This is a genomic window from Synechococcus sp. WH 8109 (assembly GCF_000161795.2).
Classification (GTDB): Bacteria; Cyanobacteriota; Cyanobacteriia; order PCC-6307; family Cyanobiaceae; genus Parasynechococcus.
On sequence record NZ_CP006882.1, the window covers coordinates 362,508 to 378,522 of the forward strand.

Below are 16,015 nucleotides of genomic sequence, written 5' to 3' on the forward strand. Positions count from 1 at the left end.
CTGTGGAGCCGGATGGGTGCTGGGGCGACCAGTGAGTAAGGTACCTGTATCGGGACGGTTGACGCTCGATATCACTGCGGCTTAATGCCGATCAGTGGGCATGTAGCTCAGTTGGATAGAGCATCAGATTCCGGTTCTGAGGGTCGGGGGTTCGAGTCCCTCCATGCTCGTATTTGAACTCAATGTCTCAGCTCAGGCTGAGGCCCATGGCGCGAATTCCATTGGGATCAATCAGGAAACCTTGCTGTTTGAGAGCTTCCAGCGCATCCGCAGGGGCCGAGATTGAAAGGCTGCAGCCCGGCAGATCCCGGCGCAGAATCTGCAGGGCTCGGTGCACCAGAACGGCGAAAAGGGCCCCTTGGTTCGGCCCTGGTTTGGCGGCCAGGTTCCAAAGATTGGCGTTGAGGGCCAGATCACTGGTGGCCCGCACAAATCCGATCAGTTCCCCTGTTGATTCCTCCAGGATGCTGATCTGCCAAAGGCTGCGCTGAAGGGCGAGCTCCCAGCGTTCCTCAGGGTGGGTTGATTCCCCGCAGGACATCAGCAACGTGTTGAGCTGCTGGGAGGTGGGAGGGGTTGATGTTTCGAGTCGCGTTCCCTCGGGCAAGGGTGGAATCGAGGGTTGTTGAAGGAACGACAGCACTGTGGATCAGCCGGTGTTGCGCATGCCAGCTGCAATGCCGTTGAGGGTGAGCAAGGCCCCCCGCAGCAGTTCACTGCGGCTGTAGGTGCGGGTGTCCTCGGGGGCGCCTGCCGTCTCACTCATGGGCGGTTGCCGGTTCTGATCCCGCAGCCGCCTCAGCAGCGCAACCTGCAGGAAGCCAAGGGGAACAATGGTGCGGTTGCGCAAATCAACAGACAGCTGAAGCCCTTGGTCAGCGCCCAGCAGTCGGTTTTGCCCCGTGATTTCAAGAACCAATTGGCGGGTGAGTTCGTATTCCTTGGCGATTACCTGGAAGATCGCTTCAAAGGCTTCCCGCTGTTCGGGGTGCCCCAGGCTGTTCATGTAGTGATGAGCCAGGTCGAGATCCACTTTGGAGAGGGTCATTTCGACCTTGGAAATGAGCATCCGGAAGAACGGCCAACGTTGATGGAGGCGCCGCAGCAGGTCGAGTTGTTCGGAGTCGCCACCCACTTCTTCCGACAGCGCCGTGCCGAAGCCAAACCAGCTCGGCAAAAGGAACCGACTCTGGGTCCAGCCGAAGACCCAGGGAATGGCCCGCAGGCTGGAGAGGTCCTTGGCGCCGGTTTTGCGTCGGGCTGGACGACTGGAGATCTGCAGCTTGCTGATTTCCTCGATCGGTGTGACCTGCTGGAAAAACGCCACCAGATCGGGATTGTCGTGAACCAGAGCCCGGTAATGCTCCCGTGAGCGGGTGGCAAGGCGACTCATCAGCTGGTTCCAGCTGGGTGTCGCATCAAGCTGGTTGGTCACCAGGCTGTTCTGCACCACGGCCGTGGTGACGGTCTCCAGGTTGTAGAGCGCCAACTCGGGCAGGCTGTACTTCGAGGCCAGCACTTCACCCTGTTCGGTGATTTTGATCCGGCCCTGCAGTGTTCCGCTGGGTTGAGCCAGGATTGCCTGGTAGGCCGGCCCACCACCACGACTGACGGATCCACCGCGGCCGTGGAAGAGGCGAAGCGCCACATCCTGGCGGCTAGCGAGTTCCTGAAGGGCGATCTGAGCCTGATGAATCTCCCAGTTGCTGGAGAGGAAGCCGGAATCCTTGTTGCTGTCGGAGTAGCCCAGCATCAGCTCCTGTAGCGGCTGCTTTTGCTGCCCCACAACGGGGAGGAGTTCGCGGTAAAGCGGCGTCTTGAACAGTCCCTCCATTACCTCAGGGGCTCGTTGGAGATCCTCCACGGTTTCGAACAGCGGCACCACCAACAGGGAGGCCCGTTTCTTGGGCGGGTCTACAAGACCCGCCTCCTTGGCCAGCAGCAGGACCTCCAAGAGATCCGATGCCGTGTGGCTCATGGAGATCACGTAGGAGTTGCAGATCCGCGGACCGAACTCCTCCTGGAGGCGCTGCAGCATTCGGAACACCGCCAGCGTCTCGGCTGTTGCTGCCGACCAGCTGGCGGCAGGCGGGATCAGGGGCCGACGGGTCTGCAGTTCCTGCAGGAGCCATGCCATCCGCTCCGTCTCATTCATGTCCCCATAGGCCTGGGGCAGTTCAAGGCTGCGGGTCAGTTCATCGATGGCATCGCTGTGGCGGGTGCTCTCCTGACGGATGTCCAGGCTGGCCAGTGAGAACCCAAAGATGTGCACCTGGTGCAGCAGGGTGTCGAGCTGTTCGCAGCTCAGTTCGGTGCTGACGAGGCTGTTGCGCACCAACTCCAGGTCACTACGGAACTGGTCCACCGAGGTGTAGTGGAGAACCTCAGCTCCGCTAAGCCCGACCTGGGGATCCGTCAGAGCCTCACAGGGCATCTGCCAGCCCGCTTCCGACAGTTGGTTGTTGCGGGCGAGGGTGCGCTCCAGTTTTTCGAGCACGTAGCAGAGCTTTAGCCGGTAGGGCTCTAGTCGGTATCGCGCTGCTCTGCGCTCGTAGATCTCCGGGAATCGGAGCCGATCCATCTCCAGCGACTCCAGCAGTGATGGAGCCACCTGACTCCATTGCATGGAGATGCTCAGCTGCTGCCGGAGCGACTGCACAGAACTGATGTACAGCTCCAGCATCAACTGACGCTGATAACAGGCCGTGCGCCAGGTGATCTCTGGTGTGACTGAAGGATTGCCGTCCCGATCGGAGCCCACCCAGGAGCCGAAGGTGCAGAACGACGCTTGGGGGACCTGCACATCGGGGTAGTGGCGATGCAGGGAGGAGATCAGCCTTCTGCGCAGTTGCGGCATCGCGTCAAACAACACCTGCTGGAAATAGTGCAAGGTTGAATCCACCTCATCGATCACGGTGGGCTTGAACTGGTGGAGTTCATCGGTTCGCCACCACAGGCGGATTTCCTCCTCCAGTTGGTCGCGGCATTCCTCACGCAGCTGATGCGCCAGAGGGGCGTCTGATTGAAGCTGCTGGAGCAAGTTGGCCACTCGCCTCTGCTTGTGCCGCACCGTGTGCCGCACGATCTCCGTGGGGTGCGCGGTGAAGACCAGCCGGATGTCTAGTTCCCGCAGCAGTTGTTCCACCTGAGCGGGGGGGACATTCATCCGCCGCAGCCGCTCGAACACCTCTCCAAAGGTGGCTGGATCGGTCTGGTTGGCGAGGGGCGGGGCGAAGGGATCAAAGGCGTCCCGTTGGGCTTCGTCAGCACTGGAATTGGGTCTCAAGCTGTCCAGATAGCTGTCTTCCTCGATCCGTTGCTCAAGGATGTTGATGAGCTGGAAATACAGCGAAAAGGCACGGGCCGCGGAGATGGCCTCCGAAAGGTCCATGGCCTTGATCAGCTCGACGATCGCCTCGCTCGTGCTGTCGCCATCTCGCCCTTCTAAAGAGACGGGGTCGCTGAGTTGTTTGAGCCTCAGCAGTCGTTCGCTCTGCTCCGGTGGGCACTCGCTGCGCAGCACCGACTTCCAGAGGTCTTCAATCAGGTCCAGGCGGTTCTGAAGAAGCTGTCCTGCACCGGATCCGCCACCGCTCAAGCGTGCAGTCTCTTGCTCGGAGACAGGGGTGGTGGACTCGGGCATGAAGTCTCCACGCTGCGACGAACTCGACATGATCATCCCAAACAGGCTTCCCCGGTGGAGATCCGTTCCTCCTCCTCCATCCGCTGAATACCTTCCTGAAGTAGGTTCTCGATGGATTGGCCCTGTCTATGGGCCGCTTCCCAGAGCATGGCCTGATTGCCATGGACAAGCAGGGAATCCAAGGGCTTCAAGCAGGACCTGAGCTGGAGCGATTCGGCGAGGGGAGTCAGCTGACCAATCAGCTCCAGCAGCCAGTCTTTGCAGTTGATGGCACGGCCATCCTGCCAATGCCGGAGTTCAGCATTCAGGCTGGATCGGGCCACGGCGGCATCGTTGCTTTCGGCGAGCTGGACCAGTTCACTGGCGCTCAGCGAACTGCTGCTGAGTGGATCGAGGATTTCGATGTTGTTTTTGAGGGCCAGCAGCCGCAGCTCCAGCAGACAGGTGATCGCCAGCAGCTGATCGGGATTGGTGACCAGATCACAGATCCTTAATTCCAACCGGTTGAGGTCGTAGGGGCGCCGCGGACCATTGGGCCGAACCGATGTCCACAGGTGGCGTTCGTTGCGCATGGCACCCGTGGCCAGCTGCTCCTCCACCCACTCGATGTAGTGCTTGTGATCTCTAAAGAGAGGAACCGCAGCCGGCGTGAGCGGGAATTGATGCCATCGCTGGGAGTGGTGGCTGGTGCTCCGCCCATCCAAGAAGGGGGAACTTGCACTCAGGGCAAGCAGCAGAGCCGCTTCGCAGCGCACGAGCCGGACCGCTGCAAACAACCAGTTGAGATCGGTGATCCCGAGGTTGATATGGATGCTGGCTGTCACGACCTTGGTGCCATACAGCTGTTCAATCAGCGCGTGATACGCGTTCTCCGGGTCGGAGCGTTCGAAGCGGCTGCTGTCACCCAGGCTCATGGTGCTGCCGGGGAGAAGCGTTAGCTCCCGCTTCTGCAGCCACCGCCGCAGCGTCCGCCGAGGAGCCAGTAGCGCCTCGGGCAGTTGGGCGTAATCCCGGATCGGGTCGGTGACGTATTCGAGGTTGCGACGGTCCGGTTCCGTCACGAAGCCAGGGAGGTCCCTGGCAACGTCGGGGGCGACGCCCACGTTGGTTCCTTTGCTTCGACCGGTGAACAGTTCAACCTCGAAGCCTTTCAGCAGAAGGGGGTGCGCTGTCATCCCGGTGGATTCAGGCACGCCAGTGCGGTCAGCATTCCCCTGGCTTTGTTGAGGGTCTCCTCAAACTCCGCCGTCGGTTGTGAATCGGCCACAACGCCGGCTCCGGCCTGTACTTTCACTCGGCATCCCCCGCTATCACGGGGTTGTACCAGCATAGTTCGGATCGTGATCGCCGTGTTGAGGGCCCCGGCCAGATCAACGGATCCGTACACCCCGGAATAGGGGCCACGGGCATCGGGCTCAAGCTCGTGGATGAGTTGCATCGCCCGGATTTTCGGCGCGCCGCTGACGGTGCCGGCGGGGAACGCCGCCATCAGCAGATCCCACACGTCGTGCGTTGGCCCCAGGCGTCCTTCGACTTGGCTGACGATGTGCATCACGTGGGAATAGCGCTCGATCACCATCAGGTCTTGCACTGCCACGCTTCCGGGCTGACAGACCCTGCCGAGGTCGTTGCGGCCCAGATCAACAAGCATCACGTGCTCAGCTCTTTCCTTCGGGTCGGCCAGCAGGTCAGCTTCCAGTTCGCGGTCTTCCACGGGCGTGGCGCCGCGGGGCCGTGTTCCGGCGATGGGGCGAAGGCTGGCGTGGATGCCATCAGCAGCGGGTTCGGCTTGAACCATCACCTCCGGACTGGAGCCAATCAGTTGCCAGTCCCCAAAGTCGAAGAACGCCATATACGGGGAAGGATTCACCATCCGCAAACTGCGGTACAGCTCCAGGGGCGATTGGGGCACCTCGGTTTCTAAGCGCTGACTGATTACCAGTTGGAACACATCGCCGGCTGCGATGTGTTCTTTGGCGGTGTCGACGGCGGCTTCGAATTCATCGCGGCTGCGGTTGGAGCGCACCGCGGGAAGCTCTTTGCTTCTCGCGTCCCAGGTCAGTGGTTTGACGGCGGGCAGAGGTGCGTCCATTCGCTGGCGCAGGGCCTCAATACGTCCGATAGCGGTTTGCCAGGCCTGTTCCTCATCCGCTCCGTTGGAGAGGTCGCCGAAGGCGACAGCGGTGATCTGTCGTTTCACCTGATCAAAGATCAGGATCGCGTCCATCAACATCCAGATCCCATCCGGGGGATCTGCAGCAGCGCGGGGATGAACGGCGACGGTGGGTTCGATCCACTGGATCAATTCGTAACCCCAAACGCCATAGAGCTGCCCAAGCGGAGGGAGGCCCGGCAGGTTGACGCAGGAGTAAGGCTCGAGGATGTCGCGCAGGGATGCGAACGGATTGCCGTTGAAGCTCTCTTCACGACCATCTCGCCAGGTGCGCGTCAGACGATCATTGCGCGCTGACGCCGTCCAAAGCGGATCGCATGCGATCACGCTCCAACGCCCCAAGGTTTCACCACCCTCTACAGACTCCAGCAGCACGCCTGGAGGCCTTCCATCACCCACCTTGATCCAGGTGGTGAGGGGTGTTTCAAGATCTGCAGGCCAACTCTGAGCCAGAGGAATCAGGTTGGCACCACTGCAAACAGCCTGATGAAAGGCGTCGCGATCGGGACTGAACATGACCTGATCATCGCAGCCGGGACCCGGAGATCATGACCTCCGGGCGTCGGTTTTGAGAGATCAGGCGTCGAAGGTGTTCCGGCCGCTGAACTTGATGTTGGCCGGGTTCACGTTCTGGCCAATGCGACGGGGGTTGTGGCCCACCATGGGACGACCTTCGTTCACCTTTTCGGAGAACACACCATCCTTGGGATGCAGGAACTCGGTGTCACCACCGGGGTAGATCCGGTAAATCTTGTAGTCCTCGATCCTGGGCTTGAATTTCGTGCGCAGCTGAGTGCCGAGGGCGAGGCACTGTTCCTTGCGAGCGAAATACATCAGGTTCTCGCCTGAATTCATCAGAGCGGCGCCACCAGTAGGTAGCTCAAAAGCCTGCTCTGTTTTGCTGGTCCAGGTGATTGCGTATTTTTCTTCAGTCTCCGCTGAATTCAGAAGGCCGCCAGTGCTGGCGATGTGCTGGGGAAGTTGACCGTTCAACGCCGTTGCTGCCATGGCTGAAAGAATCCACAAGAGCCGTTATGGCTGGAAAGTAGCACCGTCATTGCGGCCTGGTTTGAGCTCCGACAGCAAGCTTCACACCCGTCAACAAACCCATCACTCTCTGGGCGTATGCACCGGAAAAAAAACGGTGATGTCGCGGTCGCGCCTGGGCTGATAGCGGCCTCCCAGGCTGGCCATCATCTGGCGAGTCGCATCCTGGCTTAACTGCAGGCTTCCTGTGCTGGGATCCCAGCTCAGGACGGTGCCTACGTCCTCGCGCTGGGGAGACTTGCCGGCCTCCGCGGCCTGGCTTCTGTAGGGATGCTCCACATGCAGCTGAAGCTTCACCCGCGGACCCGCTGCCTGGAGGTGAAGCGTGAGCTGACTGCCGGAGGGGAGCCCCCTGGTGCTGCGGTCGATCAGCCCCCCCAGCATCGGTTCCAGTCGCCGGGAGTCACTGAGGATCGCTGGCAGGTCAGCGCTGAGATCCAGCTCCAGGGCGATTCCGCGACGGTCCAGCTGTTCCGTCCAGCTGGGTGCAAGGGCGCTCAGCATGGCCTGCAAATCCGTGCGGGCCAGATTGGCCTCGTTGGGCTCCCGTTGCAGTTCAGCGGCATGGAAGATCAGGCCAAATCGATCGATCTGCTCGCTGCATTCCACATCGATCTGCCGCAAGCGATTCACAACGACATCAGCCAGATCCTTCCGCCGTAGCAGAGAGCGAATCAATGTTCGGATCGTGGCCAGCGGGGTTCGCACCTCATGGGTGATCGCTTCCAGCAAATTCAGATCTCCATGGCTGGGCACTTCCGGTGGGCGATCAGCCTGGATGGGTTGCAGCATCAGCCCAGGGGCTGTGCCGGTGAGCCGCTCCGTGAGACGGGGCCAGAACTGTTCTGACCAGGCTGCATTGCTCTGCAGGGAGCCGATCGATTCGAGCGCTTTGCGCAGCTGCTCGGCCTGCGTTGGTGACTGGTGCTCCAGCCGGCCCCCCAGCTGCACCAGCACATCACTGAGCGTTGCTGGGTCGCATCGCATCAGCAACTGACGCTTCTGGGCCGGTCCATGTAGGGCAAGGGCCACCTGGACCTCGGGTGTGATCACCAGCAGCAGTGGGTCATCCCCGTCGTCGGGGCCTAGGGACAAGCGTTGGAATCCCCGCAAGTAACCGGGCTCATTGCTGCTGGACCGTCCCGGCAGTGCTGTTGGATGCGGACTCAGTTGATCCAGTTGATCTGGAGCCCACACCCATCCCTGCAGATGTTTCAGTAACTCCGGTTCGTAGAGAGCTGGCAGGGGGGCAGCCAGCCAGATGCCGCGTTCCAGGCCGCGCTCAAGCAGGTCCTGTTGCAGGGTTTCCAGAGCAGCCCACCAAAGCCGCCGGACACCAATCTCATCGCAGCGGCCCTGGGGCACGTCCTGTGCCAGCCGTTGTCGCAGGTCTGTGAAGGAGGGGCCGGTCAACGGAGGTGCGCCAAGGAGCGACGGCTTTGCCGGACCACCGACAGGCAGAGGCCGAGCGCGATGAAGTTCACCACCATGGCTGAGCGCCCATAACTGAGGAAGGGCAGGGGAATTCCTGTGACGGGGCCCAGGCCGATGGTCATGAAGATGTTTACCACCACCTGGAACATCAGCATCGTGCCGATCCCGATCACCACTAGTGATTCGAAGTCGGTGCGGGCATTGCGCGCGATCTGGAGCAACCGTGCCATCAAGGCGGCAAATCCAAGAACCACCAGAAGGCAGCCAATAAAACCGGTTTCCTCGCCCAGGGCGCTGAAGATGAAATCGGTGTGCTGTTCAGGGATGAAACGAAGCTTGGTCAGTTGTCCTTGAAGAAGACCTGTGCCCAAGACGCCGCCTGAACCGATGCCAACGGTGCTCTGGAGTAGGTGATAGCCCCCGCCCAATGGATCCTGACTGGGGTCGAGGAACAGCACCAAACGGTCCCGTTGATAGTCCTTCAAACCATGTATCCAGAGCCATGGCGTCACAGCAGCCATGGCGCCGTGGATGGCCAGGGTTGCTGTAGCTGCCAAACGTTTCCAGGGCAGGGAGCGGTACGCGAGAACTCCCATCAGCGGGATCCAGAGGGCCATGGCCCAGGGGAGAAGGCCTGAGAGCAGGGCCGTCACCAGCGGTGACAACCACAGAATCACCCACTCGACCGGCATCCCAGACCAATAGAGCATCGTGAGCATCAGGGCTCCGAACACAAGCGATGTGCCGAGATCAGGCTGGATGAACACCAGCAGCCAAGGCACTGCAATCACCCCGAGAGGGCGCATCAGATCAACCGGTCGTTCCACCGGGTGTCGCGACAAGACTGCTGCCACGAGCAGGATCGCCGCAATCTTGGCGAATTCCGATGGCTGAACATGAACCCCGCCAATGCTGATCCAGCGTTGGGCGCCCAGCGCTGTGGTTCCAATAACGCGCACCGCCACCAGGCTGATCACCGTGAGGACGTAAACGGGAACCAAAAGAGGCCGGAGACGCTGCAGCGGCAGCCGTTCCAGTCCCAGCGCCAGCAGCACTCCGAAGGCTGCGGTGATCCAGTGGTGGTACCAGTCGGCATAGTCCGCCTGGCGTTGGGTGCTGGCGATCAGCACCCCGGCGATGGCGATCATCCCGAGCGGAACACCCCAGAGCACCCACTCCCGGTGCGATCTGTGGCGGTCACGTCGGCTGAACATCGTCAGACGGGCTGGGTGACTGCCTTGAGTACCGCTTCAGCAAGGCCTTTGAACTCGGCGGCGCTGGCGGAGTCGCTGCGGTTGATCACGATCGGTCGTCCCGTGTCACCGCCTTCCTGCACGGGCATTTCCATGGGGATCTGAGCCAGCAGGGGAACGTCATAGTCGGCGGCCAGTTGGGCGCCGCCGCCACTGCCGAAGAGGGCGTAGCGGCAGTCGGGACGGTCCGGAGGAATGAAGGCGCTCATGTTCTCCACCACGCCCAGAACGGGAATGCCCATCTGCCGGAACATGGCGAGACCCCTTCGCGCATCCTGCAGCGACACCTGTTGTGGTGTGGTCACGATCACAACGCCCGCCATCGGCACCGCCTGGGCCAGGGAGAGCTGTGCATCACCGGTGCCCGGTGGCAGATCAACGATGAGAATGTCCCGCTTACCCCATTCGGCCTGATACAGGAACTGCCGAATGATGCCGTTGAGCATCGGACCGCGCCAGATCACAGGTTGGTGATCGTCGATCAGTAGACCCATCGACACCATGGCGATGCCGCAGGTCTCGATCGGGACAATCCGCTGCTGATCGCCGCTGCCCTGCACCTCAGGTGTTTGGTCAGCGACGCCCAGCATGGTGGGTGCGTTCGGCCCGTAGATATCGGCGTCCAGAAGTCCGACCCGCAGCCCGGTCTGGGCGAGGGCGCAGGCCAGATTGACCGCGACGGTGCTCTTGCCGACGCCGCCCTTGCCGCTGCTCACTGCAATCACCTGGCGGACGCCGGGGATCGACTGGCGTTCCGCCGGCTGACCATGGCCGGCCTGGCCAATGCCCCCTTGGCTTGGCGGTTGGCCGATCTCGATCTGAACGTCGTCAATGCCATCGAGCGCCATCAGAGCGCCCCGTGCTTCGGCCACGATTCGGTCACGCTGGCTTTGGGCGAAGCCAGGAAGGCTGAGGCGAAACACAGCCCGCGGCGGGGTGATGCGGATCTGTTCGATCCAGCCGAGCTCCAGGGCCGTTTTGCCACTGCCGGCATCTTTGACTTGCTGGAGGGCTTGGTTGGCCTGCTCGACCGGGGTCATCCGTTTCATCAAGGCAAGCTGGATCCTAGGGGCGCCGCCCGTGACAGTCCCTGACGGATGCTTGTCCAGGCCTGGGGTGGCCTGGTTAGGTTTCGATGTCTTCAGTCTCTGACACATGGTCCGCTCCCTGATTCGCCGCGTCCTTGGACGCCAGGACGTGGGTGTCAGCAAAGCTCCCCTTGAGTTGCCCCCCAGCGATTCCAGAGAGCGGGCTCGGGCGATGGTTATGGGGCTGCAGGACGAAATCTGTGCGGGCCTAGAAGCCCTCGACGGTGAAGGTCTCTTCGCTGAAGAGAGTTGGGTCAGGTCCGAAGGGGGTGGGGGGCGCTCCCGGGTGATGCGTGAGGGCCGCGTCTTTGAACAGGGCGGCGTGAATTTCTCCGAGGTTCAAGGCGAAGAACTGCCCCCGTCGATCCTCAAGCAGCGTCCTGAGGCGAAGGGGCATCCCTGGTTCGCCACGGGGACCTCGATGGTTCTGCATCCGCGCAACCCCTACATCCCGACGGTTCACCTCAATTACCGCTATTTCGAGGCTGGCCCGGTGTGGTGGTTCGGCGGCGGTGCCGACCTCACGCCCTACTACCCGTTCCTTGACGATGCCCGTCTTTTCCATCGCACCCATCAGGCGGCCTGTGATTCGGTTCATCCGGATCTGCACAAGGTGTTTAAGCCTTGGTGCGATGAATATTTCTATTTGAAGCACCGTGGTGAAACCCGCGGCGTTGGCGGCATCTTTTACGACTACCAAGACGCCAACGGCACCCTCTACAAGGGTCAGGATCCCTCCGGGCCTGCGGCTCAGGTGTCAGCTCGTTTGGGAGCTCGGCCGTTGAGCTGGGAGCAGCTGTTCTCCTTGGGGCAGGCCAATGGCAGAGCCTTCTTGCCCGCCTACGCCCCCATCGTGGAGAAGCGCCACCCGATGGCCTATGGCGATCGCGAAAGGGACTTTCAGCTCTATCGCCGAGGCCGTTATGTGGAGTTCAACCTGGTCTGGGACCGCGGCACGATCTTCGGCCTGCAGACCAATGGACGCACGGAGTCGATTCTGATGTCTCTGCCCCCGCTGGTGCGTTGGGAGTACGGCTACACCGCCGAGGCTGGATCACGGGAGGCCCTGCTGACCGAACTGTTCACCAAGCCGCAGGACTGGCTCGGTGATGCCTCGCTGGATGAGCGCTGCCGCCCCCATGGAGCGATCAATTAACTGATGCTTTGAAAGAGCGCGTTCACCACGCGCTCGGCCAGGCAATTCAACGTGTGCTTCCTTGAGCGTGGATCCCTCAGTTTCGTCTCGAGAGGGGGCTCAAGCATGGCGATTTCAAGTATTCCGATGCCGCGCCGCGGACCGCCAAGGCCTCCGCGGAACAAGCGTGGGTAGCGCCCAAATGCCTGGGCCAGGCTTTCATCGACGACATTCAGTTCACGCACATTTGGGAGTACCGGAATCAGGCCGGAGCCGAAGCCATGGGGCCGGTAGGCATCGAAATGGATCTCCAGAACGTATTCACCACGCTCCGAAAAGACCTTGGCCTTCGACCAGTTGGTGCTGGGGTCGTCATCGTTCGCGATGCTGATTGACGGCGGGGTGTAGGCACGGATGTTCAAGCCACGGGCCTGGCCTTGGCTCACTACAGCGGTCTGAACTTTGCGGTTCCAGAACAGCTCATCGCGAATGCTCGGTTGCATCGGCGGTCGCTTCTGCTGATCCACGGCATATCCAGGGGTTCCTGGACTGGCGGTGCCCTGAGAGTCGGCATGTCCTGCCATGACGACGATTGGCAGGTTGCTTTGCACAGGGCTTCTCCCGACCCAGCTCCCGGGTTTCTTTGTGCGTGGGCCTAGCAGGGGATCTGGGGTGTCTGGCGAGGGGCAGGGGTCTGGCTGTTTCGGTGCTGTTTTTTTGCTGGGCTCGGCTGTGCCAAGCCAGTTGTGCTGTTCCGCAGCCTTGGTCATCGCCAGGGTTGCCAGTGACAGGCCTGTGATGGCAAGCCCTGAGGCAAAGCGACGCCGTCGCATCCAGACCGGCAGACGCATGGTTCAGATGGGGGAGGAGAGCAGGGATCCCTCACTGGCGAGTTGCAGGGTCTCGGCCAGTTCCAGTTCGATGGCGATCAATTCGTCCCGATGAGCCCGCAGACGAATTGTGCTGCCGTCTCCCTCGGGAGCAGGAAGGAGTTGCAGTTCAAGTGCTTCTGTGCGAGCGGCCCGCCGCGTGTAAACAGCTCCCGCCAGAGGACCGAGGCCGATCAGCAGCAGAGGCCACCAGTGCAGTTGGGGTGCCAGCTGACGCAGGACCAGACCGAAGCAGGCGGAGCCAATGGCCGCCAGCACTGACAGCAACACCGCAAGGGGTTGGCTGGAGGCCACTTTTCCCTTGAAGCGGAGCACCTGGCGCTCAGCATCGCCGCCATCCCGGCTCCAGCCGCGGTCTTCCAGCCAAGTGCTGAGCCCGTTAAGCACGGTGATGGGGGGTTGGGGGGACATCACGTCCACCACCGTGGTTCGGTCCTTGCTGGCTGCACGCAGAAAGAAGACCAGACCAATCGCCAGCAGAACAGTCAGCAGGAGGGTGGATTGGAATCCTGCAGGCATGGCATCCCGGTGGTGTTCAACCTTTTTAAGCCTTGCGCTGGCTGAATCGCTTAGTTCAAGGCGAACCGGTGGGAGTTCAGCCAGCTGCGCCAGGGCTGCATCAGTCGCTCGGCTTCGCCGCGTGCATCGGATTCAAGGTGCAGCATGCGCCGTGGCCGTCCGCGACTCGGGCAGCGTTGGGTGTAGCTGCTGATCGAGCCCTGTTGCTCAAGGAACTCCAGGGCCTGTTGCAGCACGGTTTCAGATAGCCGCAGTTGAGGCTCCTCCCGGATCAGTTTCTGTAGGAGTCCGGAGGGGTAATTGTCGTTTTTGAGCAAGCACTCGAGGATCCAGCAGACAGCCAGCTCCAGGTCGAGGAATTGCGGAGGCGGCTGATGGAAGTACTGCTCGATGTCTGCCAGACAGGTGCGCGAAGGCTTTCTGCGAGAGAACACAGGCGCGGGACGACTTCACCAATCAAAAGCGATCTAATTTCGAGATTCAAGAGGAGAGTCTTGAGACTTGCTGTGGAGGTGGTTGGCCACACTGGCCCTATCCCTTCCTGAAGTCATGGCTGAGAAGTCGTCATCCCCAGCGGAATTCGCCGTCTTTGATCGCGATCTCGATGCAGCTTGGACGGAGCGCTACCTGCAGTCCCCGCGGCTTGCTGTTGACACCGAAGCGATGGGGCTGATCCATGGGCGTGATCGGCTTTGCCTGGTTCAGATCGCCGACGCCGAGGACCGTGTGGCCTGCGTCCGCATTGGCCTGGGCCAGACCGAGGCACCGAATCTCAAGCGCCTGCTTGAGGCGCCCACGGTGGAGAAGGTGTTTCACTTCGCCCGTTTCGATGTGGCTGCGCTTGCCGCCGGTTTGGGGATCGAAGTGAACCCCGTGTTCTGCACCAAGGTCGGCAGTCGGCTCGGCCGCACATACACCCCCCGCCATGGCCTCAAGGATCTGGTGATGGAATTGGTCGGCGTTGAGCTGGACAAGGGCGCCCAGAGCAGTGACTGGGGCCGGGTGGACGAACTCACGGATGCTCAGCTGGCCTATGCCGCCAACGATGTGCGCTACTTGCTTCCAGCCCGCGAGCGCCTGGAGAAGATGTTGCGGCGGGAAGGACGCTGGGATCTAGCACAACGCTGCTTTCAATGCGTTCCGGTGGTTGCCGAGCTGGATCGGCTGCGCTTTCACCAGATCTTTGAGCACTGAGGCTGGAGCTCAGTCTTCCAGCATGAAGTTGCCGTCGCCTTCGCTGTTCTCGAGCAACGCGTCCAGCTGACGGGCGTGGTCACCGTTGTCCTTGTCGAGGGCGGCCAGCATGGATTCAGCCATTGCTCGCCGTCCCTCCACATCGCGATGGCCTTCTCGGGCCGCGGCCTGTTCCACCTGGCGTCGGGCACTAGCAAGGCTGATGCTCAGTCGACTCGCCAACTGGGCACAAAGTTTGACGAGAGTGGGGTCTTGAATCGCGGCCATCGCAACCAACCGGGGATCTTTAGTATCCGTTGAAGCGATCCAGGATCAGTTGTGCCAGCTGATCACTTCCCCCTGCTGGCCCCATCCGCTGCGACCCGATCCGTCCCAGGTGGGAGCGGAGTGCCGGGTTAGCCAGGAGAACTTCGAGCCGTCTAGTGAGTTCGGATTCATCAGAGCAGGGACGAACCGCTCCCCCCAGCAGGCGGCTCTGACGGCGGGCGAAGCCCGGCTTGAATTGCGGTCCTGGTCCCGGTAGGGACAGGGCCGGAATGCCCAGGCCCACCAGTTGTTCCGTCGCCGTTCCGGCGGTGGCGATGCCGGCTTCTGCCCAGCCGGCCCATTGGTCAAAGCAACCTCGCCCGATCAGCACCAGGCAGGCTTCTTTCACCCAGCAAGCTTCGGCACCCAGTTGGTCCGAAGGTGGAAGGCTGCGTCGAAACCCCAGTTGTTCAAGGCTGTGGCTCAGGGCCTCTGCATCGGGTTGGGCGCCCACGGCCACGAGCAGTGCCGTCGGCACACGGCCGGGCAGCGCCATGGCACCACGAACTAACCGCTGCAGGTTGCGCTGGGCCTCTGGCATGCGACTTCCGCAGAGTAGGAGCACTCGGCGGCAGCGTTCCAGGGCCGATGGCAGCGGTTGGACTTGAAGGCCATCCATCATCGGATTGCCCGGCGCAAGGGCGCCCACGCCCTTGCGTTGCAAACCTCGGGCCGTGAGCCGATCACGCATGGCCACCAGTTGACAGCGGCGCGAGCGCATCAGGCGCCATTCCCAGGGATCCCACTCACTGCCTTTGAGCCGGTGGTAGCAGTCGCTTTTGGCCCGTCCGGGACCGCTGAGCCAGGTGTAGTCGCTTTTCGGAGTGCCGATGAAGCCGAAGGGGGCGCCACTGCTCCAGGCCATCAGCAGTGGCAGCAAATCACCCACAGCAACGATGGATTGGCGCTCATGTCCCAGGCGGCGTACCAACTGCCATTGACTCCAGCTCAGACTGGGGAGCCCAGCCCTGATGTCTGCCAGAAGTCCTCTCAGGCTTTGGTTGCTGAAGCCACCACTGGGCAGGGCTGCTTTTGGCCCCAGGCGTGTCAGCCATCCCTGCTGAACTGCAGCATCAAACACACGTCCGGCACCCACCAGAGGAAGCACGGTCAGGGGGCGTCGAGGTGCGCGCCGATGCACGGCCTGGATGATCCGGAGGGTGATCAGGTCTTCGCCGTGGCCGTTGCAGAGAAACAGCAGAGAGCCAGGGGCATGGCTGATACGATCCCCCGATGGGGACGGCTGTTCCCGGGCGGCGGCATGGCCAAGTGGTAAGGCAGAGGATTGCAAATCCTTTATCCCCAGTTCGAATCTGGGTGCCGCCTTTGAATC

The 16,015-nt window shown here is 61.6% G+C and carries 16 protein-coding genes and 2 tRNA genes; 5 read left to right on the forward strand and 13 right to left on the reverse strand.

Going from position 1 to position 16,015, the window contains the following annotated elements:
- Nucleotides 1-96: 96 nt before the first annotated feature.
- Nucleotides 97-170, forward strand: a tRNA-Arg gene (locus tag Syncc8109_RS01835).
- 17 nt (nucleotides 171-187) lie between these two features.
- Here the strand turns inward: Syncc8109_RS01835 and Syncc8109_RS01840 are convergent.
- The 8 genes from Syncc8109_RS01840 to Syncc8109_RS01875 form a co-directional block, all read right to left on the reverse strand.
- On the reverse strand, nucleotides 188-643 hold the full coding sequence (locus Syncc8109_RS01840; RefSeq protein ID WP_006850370.1) for a hypothetical protein: 456 nt from the start codon (nucleotides 641-643) through the stop codon (nucleotides 188-190).
- Nucleotides 644-649: 6 nt separating this feature from the next.
- Nucleotides 650-3,679 carry a phosphoenolpyruvate carboxylase gene (ppc, locus tag Syncc8109_RS01845; RefSeq protein WP_006851548.1) on the reverse strand — a complete coding sequence of 1,010 codons (3,030 nt, stop codon included), beginning with the start codon at nucleotides 3,677-3,679 and terminating at the stop codon, nucleotides 650-652.
- Entirely contained in the window at nucleotides 3,676-4,818 is a 1,143-nt protein-coding gene (gene gshA / locus Syncc8109_RS01850) for a glutamate--cysteine ligase (protein ID WP_006850968.1), read from the reverse strand. Before gshA ends, ppc begins: the two co-directional genes overlap by 4 nt.
- Nucleotides 4,815-6,332, reverse strand: a complete 1,518-nt coding sequence (locus Syncc8109_RS01855) for an anthranilate synthase component I (RefSeq protein WP_006850691.1) — start codon at nucleotides 6,330-6,332, stop codon at nucleotides 4,815-4,817. Before Syncc8109_RS01855 ends, gshA begins: the two co-directional genes overlap by 4 nt.
- A 60-nt stretch (nucleotides 6,333-6,392) precedes the next feature.
- Nucleotides 6,393-6,824: a photosystem I reaction center subunit II PsaD gene (locus tag Syncc8109_RS01860; protein ID WP_011363412.1), complete on the reverse strand. Its 432-nt coding sequence runs from the start codon at nucleotides 6,822-6,824 to the stop codon at nucleotides 6,393-6,395.
- Between the two features lie 102 nt (nucleotides 6,825-6,926).
- A complete protein-coding gene (locus tag Syncc8109_RS01865; RefSeq protein ID WP_006850665.1) occupies nucleotides 6,927-8,276 on the reverse strand; it encodes a sensor histidine kinase KdpD in 1,350 nt (449 codons plus the stop codon).
- A complete protein-coding gene (gene rodA, locus Syncc8109_RS01870) occupies nucleotides 8,273-9,511 on the reverse strand; it encodes a rod shape-determining protein RodA (RefSeq protein WP_025362067.1) in 1,239 nt (412 codons plus the stop codon). The genes Syncc8109_RS01865 and rodA overlap by 4 nt, the downstream gene beginning before the upstream one ends.
- Nucleotides 9,512-9,513: 2 nt before the next feature.
- Nucleotides 9,514-10,590 (reverse strand): Mrp/NBP35 family ATP-binding protein, encoded by a 1,077-nt coding sequence (locus Syncc8109_RS01875; protein ID WP_025362068.1) that lies wholly within the window; start codon nucleotides 10,588-10,590, stop codon nucleotides 9,514-9,516.
- Nucleotides 10,591-10,705: 115 nt separating this feature from the next.
- Here Syncc8109_RS01875 and hemF point away from each other — a divergent pair, with 115 nt between their 5' ends.
- Entirely contained in the window at nucleotides 10,706-11,794 is a 1,089-nt protein-coding gene (gene hemF / locus Syncc8109_RS01880) for an oxygen-dependent coproporphyrinogen oxidase (RefSeq protein WP_006850252.1), read from the forward strand.
- On the opposite strand, the gene Syncc8109_RS01885 is transcribed toward hemF, so the two are convergent.
- The 3 genes from Syncc8109_RS01885 to Syncc8109_RS01895 are packed head-to-tail and all read right to left on the reverse strand — an operon-like array spanning nucleotide 11,791 to nucleotide 13,616.
- On the reverse strand, nucleotides 11,791-12,624 hold the full coding sequence (locus Syncc8109_RS01885; protein ID WP_006851987.1) for a hypothetical protein: 834 nt from the start codon (nucleotides 12,622-12,624) through the stop codon (nucleotides 11,791-11,793). The genes hemF and Syncc8109_RS01885 overlap by 4 nt on opposite strands.
- A 3-nt stretch (nucleotides 12,625-12,627) precedes the next feature.
- Nucleotides 12,628-13,182 (reverse strand): cofactor assembly of complex C subunit B, encoded by a 555-nt coding sequence (locus tag Syncc8109_RS01890; protein ID WP_006850822.1) that lies wholly within the window; start codon nucleotides 13,180-13,182, stop codon nucleotides 12,628-12,630.
- A 50-nt stretch (nucleotides 13,183-13,232) separates the two neighbouring features.
- Nucleotides 13,233-13,616, reverse strand: coding sequence for a helix-turn-helix transcriptional regulator (locus Syncc8109_RS01895; RefSeq protein WP_006851228.1), 384 nt, complete (start codon nucleotides 13,614-13,616; stop codon nucleotides 13,233-13,235).
- 115 nt (nucleotides 13,617-13,731) lie between these two features.
- On the opposite strand from Syncc8109_RS01895, the gene Syncc8109_RS01900 reads away from it, so the two are divergent.
- Entirely contained in the window at nucleotides 13,732-14,376 is a 645-nt protein-coding gene (locus tag Syncc8109_RS01900) for a ribonuclease D (protein ID WP_025362069.1), read from the forward strand.
- A 9-nt stretch (nucleotides 14,377-14,385) separates the two neighbouring features.
- On the opposite strand, the gene Syncc8109_RS01905 is transcribed toward Syncc8109_RS01900, so the two are convergent.
- Together Syncc8109_RS01905 and Syncc8109_RS01910 are read right to left on the reverse strand one after the other, a co-directional pair.
- Nucleotides 14,386-14,643, reverse strand: coding sequence for a hypothetical protein (locus Syncc8109_RS01905; RefSeq protein WP_006850096.1), 258 nt, complete (start codon nucleotides 14,641-14,643; stop codon nucleotides 14,386-14,388).
- Nucleotides 14,644-14,662: 19 nt separating this feature from the next.
- On the reverse strand, nucleotides 14,663-15,823 hold the full coding sequence (locus Syncc8109_RS01910) for a lipid-A-disaccharide synthase-related protein (protein ID WP_369792015.1): 1,161 nt from the start codon (nucleotides 15,821-15,823) through the stop codon (nucleotides 14,663-14,665).
- Between Syncc8109_RS01910 and Syncc8109_RS12105 the strand changes: the two genes are divergently transcribed.
- Together Syncc8109_RS12105 and Syncc8109_RS01915 are read left to right on the forward strand one after the other, a co-directional pair.
- The gene (locus Syncc8109_RS12105; protein WP_006851188.1) at nucleotides 15,818-15,958 is read left to right on the forward strand and encodes a hypothetical protein; all 141 of its coding nucleotides are present in this window, start codon (nucleotides 15,818-15,820) and stop codon (nucleotides 15,956-15,958) included. The genes Syncc8109_RS01910 and Syncc8109_RS12105 overlap by 6 nt on opposite strands.
- Nucleotides 15,938-16,008: transfer RNA gene (locus Syncc8109_RS01915), tRNA-Cys, on the forward strand. Before Syncc8109_RS12105 ends, Syncc8109_RS01915 begins: the two co-directional genes overlap by 21 nt.
- The last annotated feature ends 7 nt before the right edge of the window (nucleotides 16,009-16,015 follow it).

Excerpts from the sequence above, each read along its gene's own strand:
- Syncc8109_RS12105 (WP_006851188.1), top strand. The coding sequence starts at position 15,818 with ATGCACGGCCTGGATGATCCGGAGGGTGATCAGGTCTTCGCCGTGGCC.
- Syncc8109_RS01860 (WP_011363412.1), bottom strand. The coding sequence starts at position 6,824 with ATGGCAGCAACGGCGTTGAACGGTCAACTTCCCCAGCACATCGCCAGC.
- gshA (WP_006850968.1), bottom strand. The coding sequence starts at position 4,818 with ATGACAGCGCACCCCCTTCTGCTGAAAGGCTTCGAGGTTGAACTGTTC.
- rodA (WP_025362067.1), bottom strand. The coding sequence starts at position 9,511 with ATGTTCAGCCGACGTGACCGCCACAGATCGCACCGGGAGTGGGTGCTC.
- ppc (WP_006851548.1), bottom strand. The coding sequence starts at position 3,679 with ATGATCATGTCGAGTTCGTCGCAGCGTGGAGACTTCATGCCCGAGTCC.
- Syncc8109_RS01855 (WP_006850691.1), bottom strand. The coding sequence starts at position 6,332 with ATGTTCAGTCCCGATCGCGACGCCTTTCATCAGGCTGTTTGCAGTGGT.
- Syncc8109_RS01900 (WP_025362069.1), top strand. The coding sequence starts at position 13,732 with ATGGCTGAGAAGTCGTCATCCCCAGCGGAATTCGCCGTCTTTGATCGC.
- Syncc8109_RS01885 (WP_006851987.1), bottom strand. The coding sequence starts at position 12,624 with ATGCGTCTGCCGGTCTGGATGCGACGGCGTCGCTTTGCCTCAGGGCTT.
- Syncc8109_RS01875 (WP_025362068.1), bottom strand. The coding sequence starts at position 10,590 with ATGACCCCGGTCGAGCAGGCCAACCAAGCCCTCCAGCAAGTCAAAGAT.
- Syncc8109_RS01890 (WP_006850822.1), bottom strand. The coding sequence starts at position 13,182 with ATGCCTGCAGGATTCCAATCCACCCTCCTGCTGACTGTTCTGCTGGCG.
- Syncc8109_RS01905 (WP_006850096.1), bottom strand. The coding sequence starts at position 14,643 with ATGGCCGCGATTCAAGACCCCACTCTCGTCAAACTTTGTGCCCAGTTG.
- hemF (WP_006850252.1), top strand. The coding sequence starts at position 10,706 with ATGGTCCGCTCCCTGATTCGCCGCGTCCTTGGACGCCAGGACGTGGGT.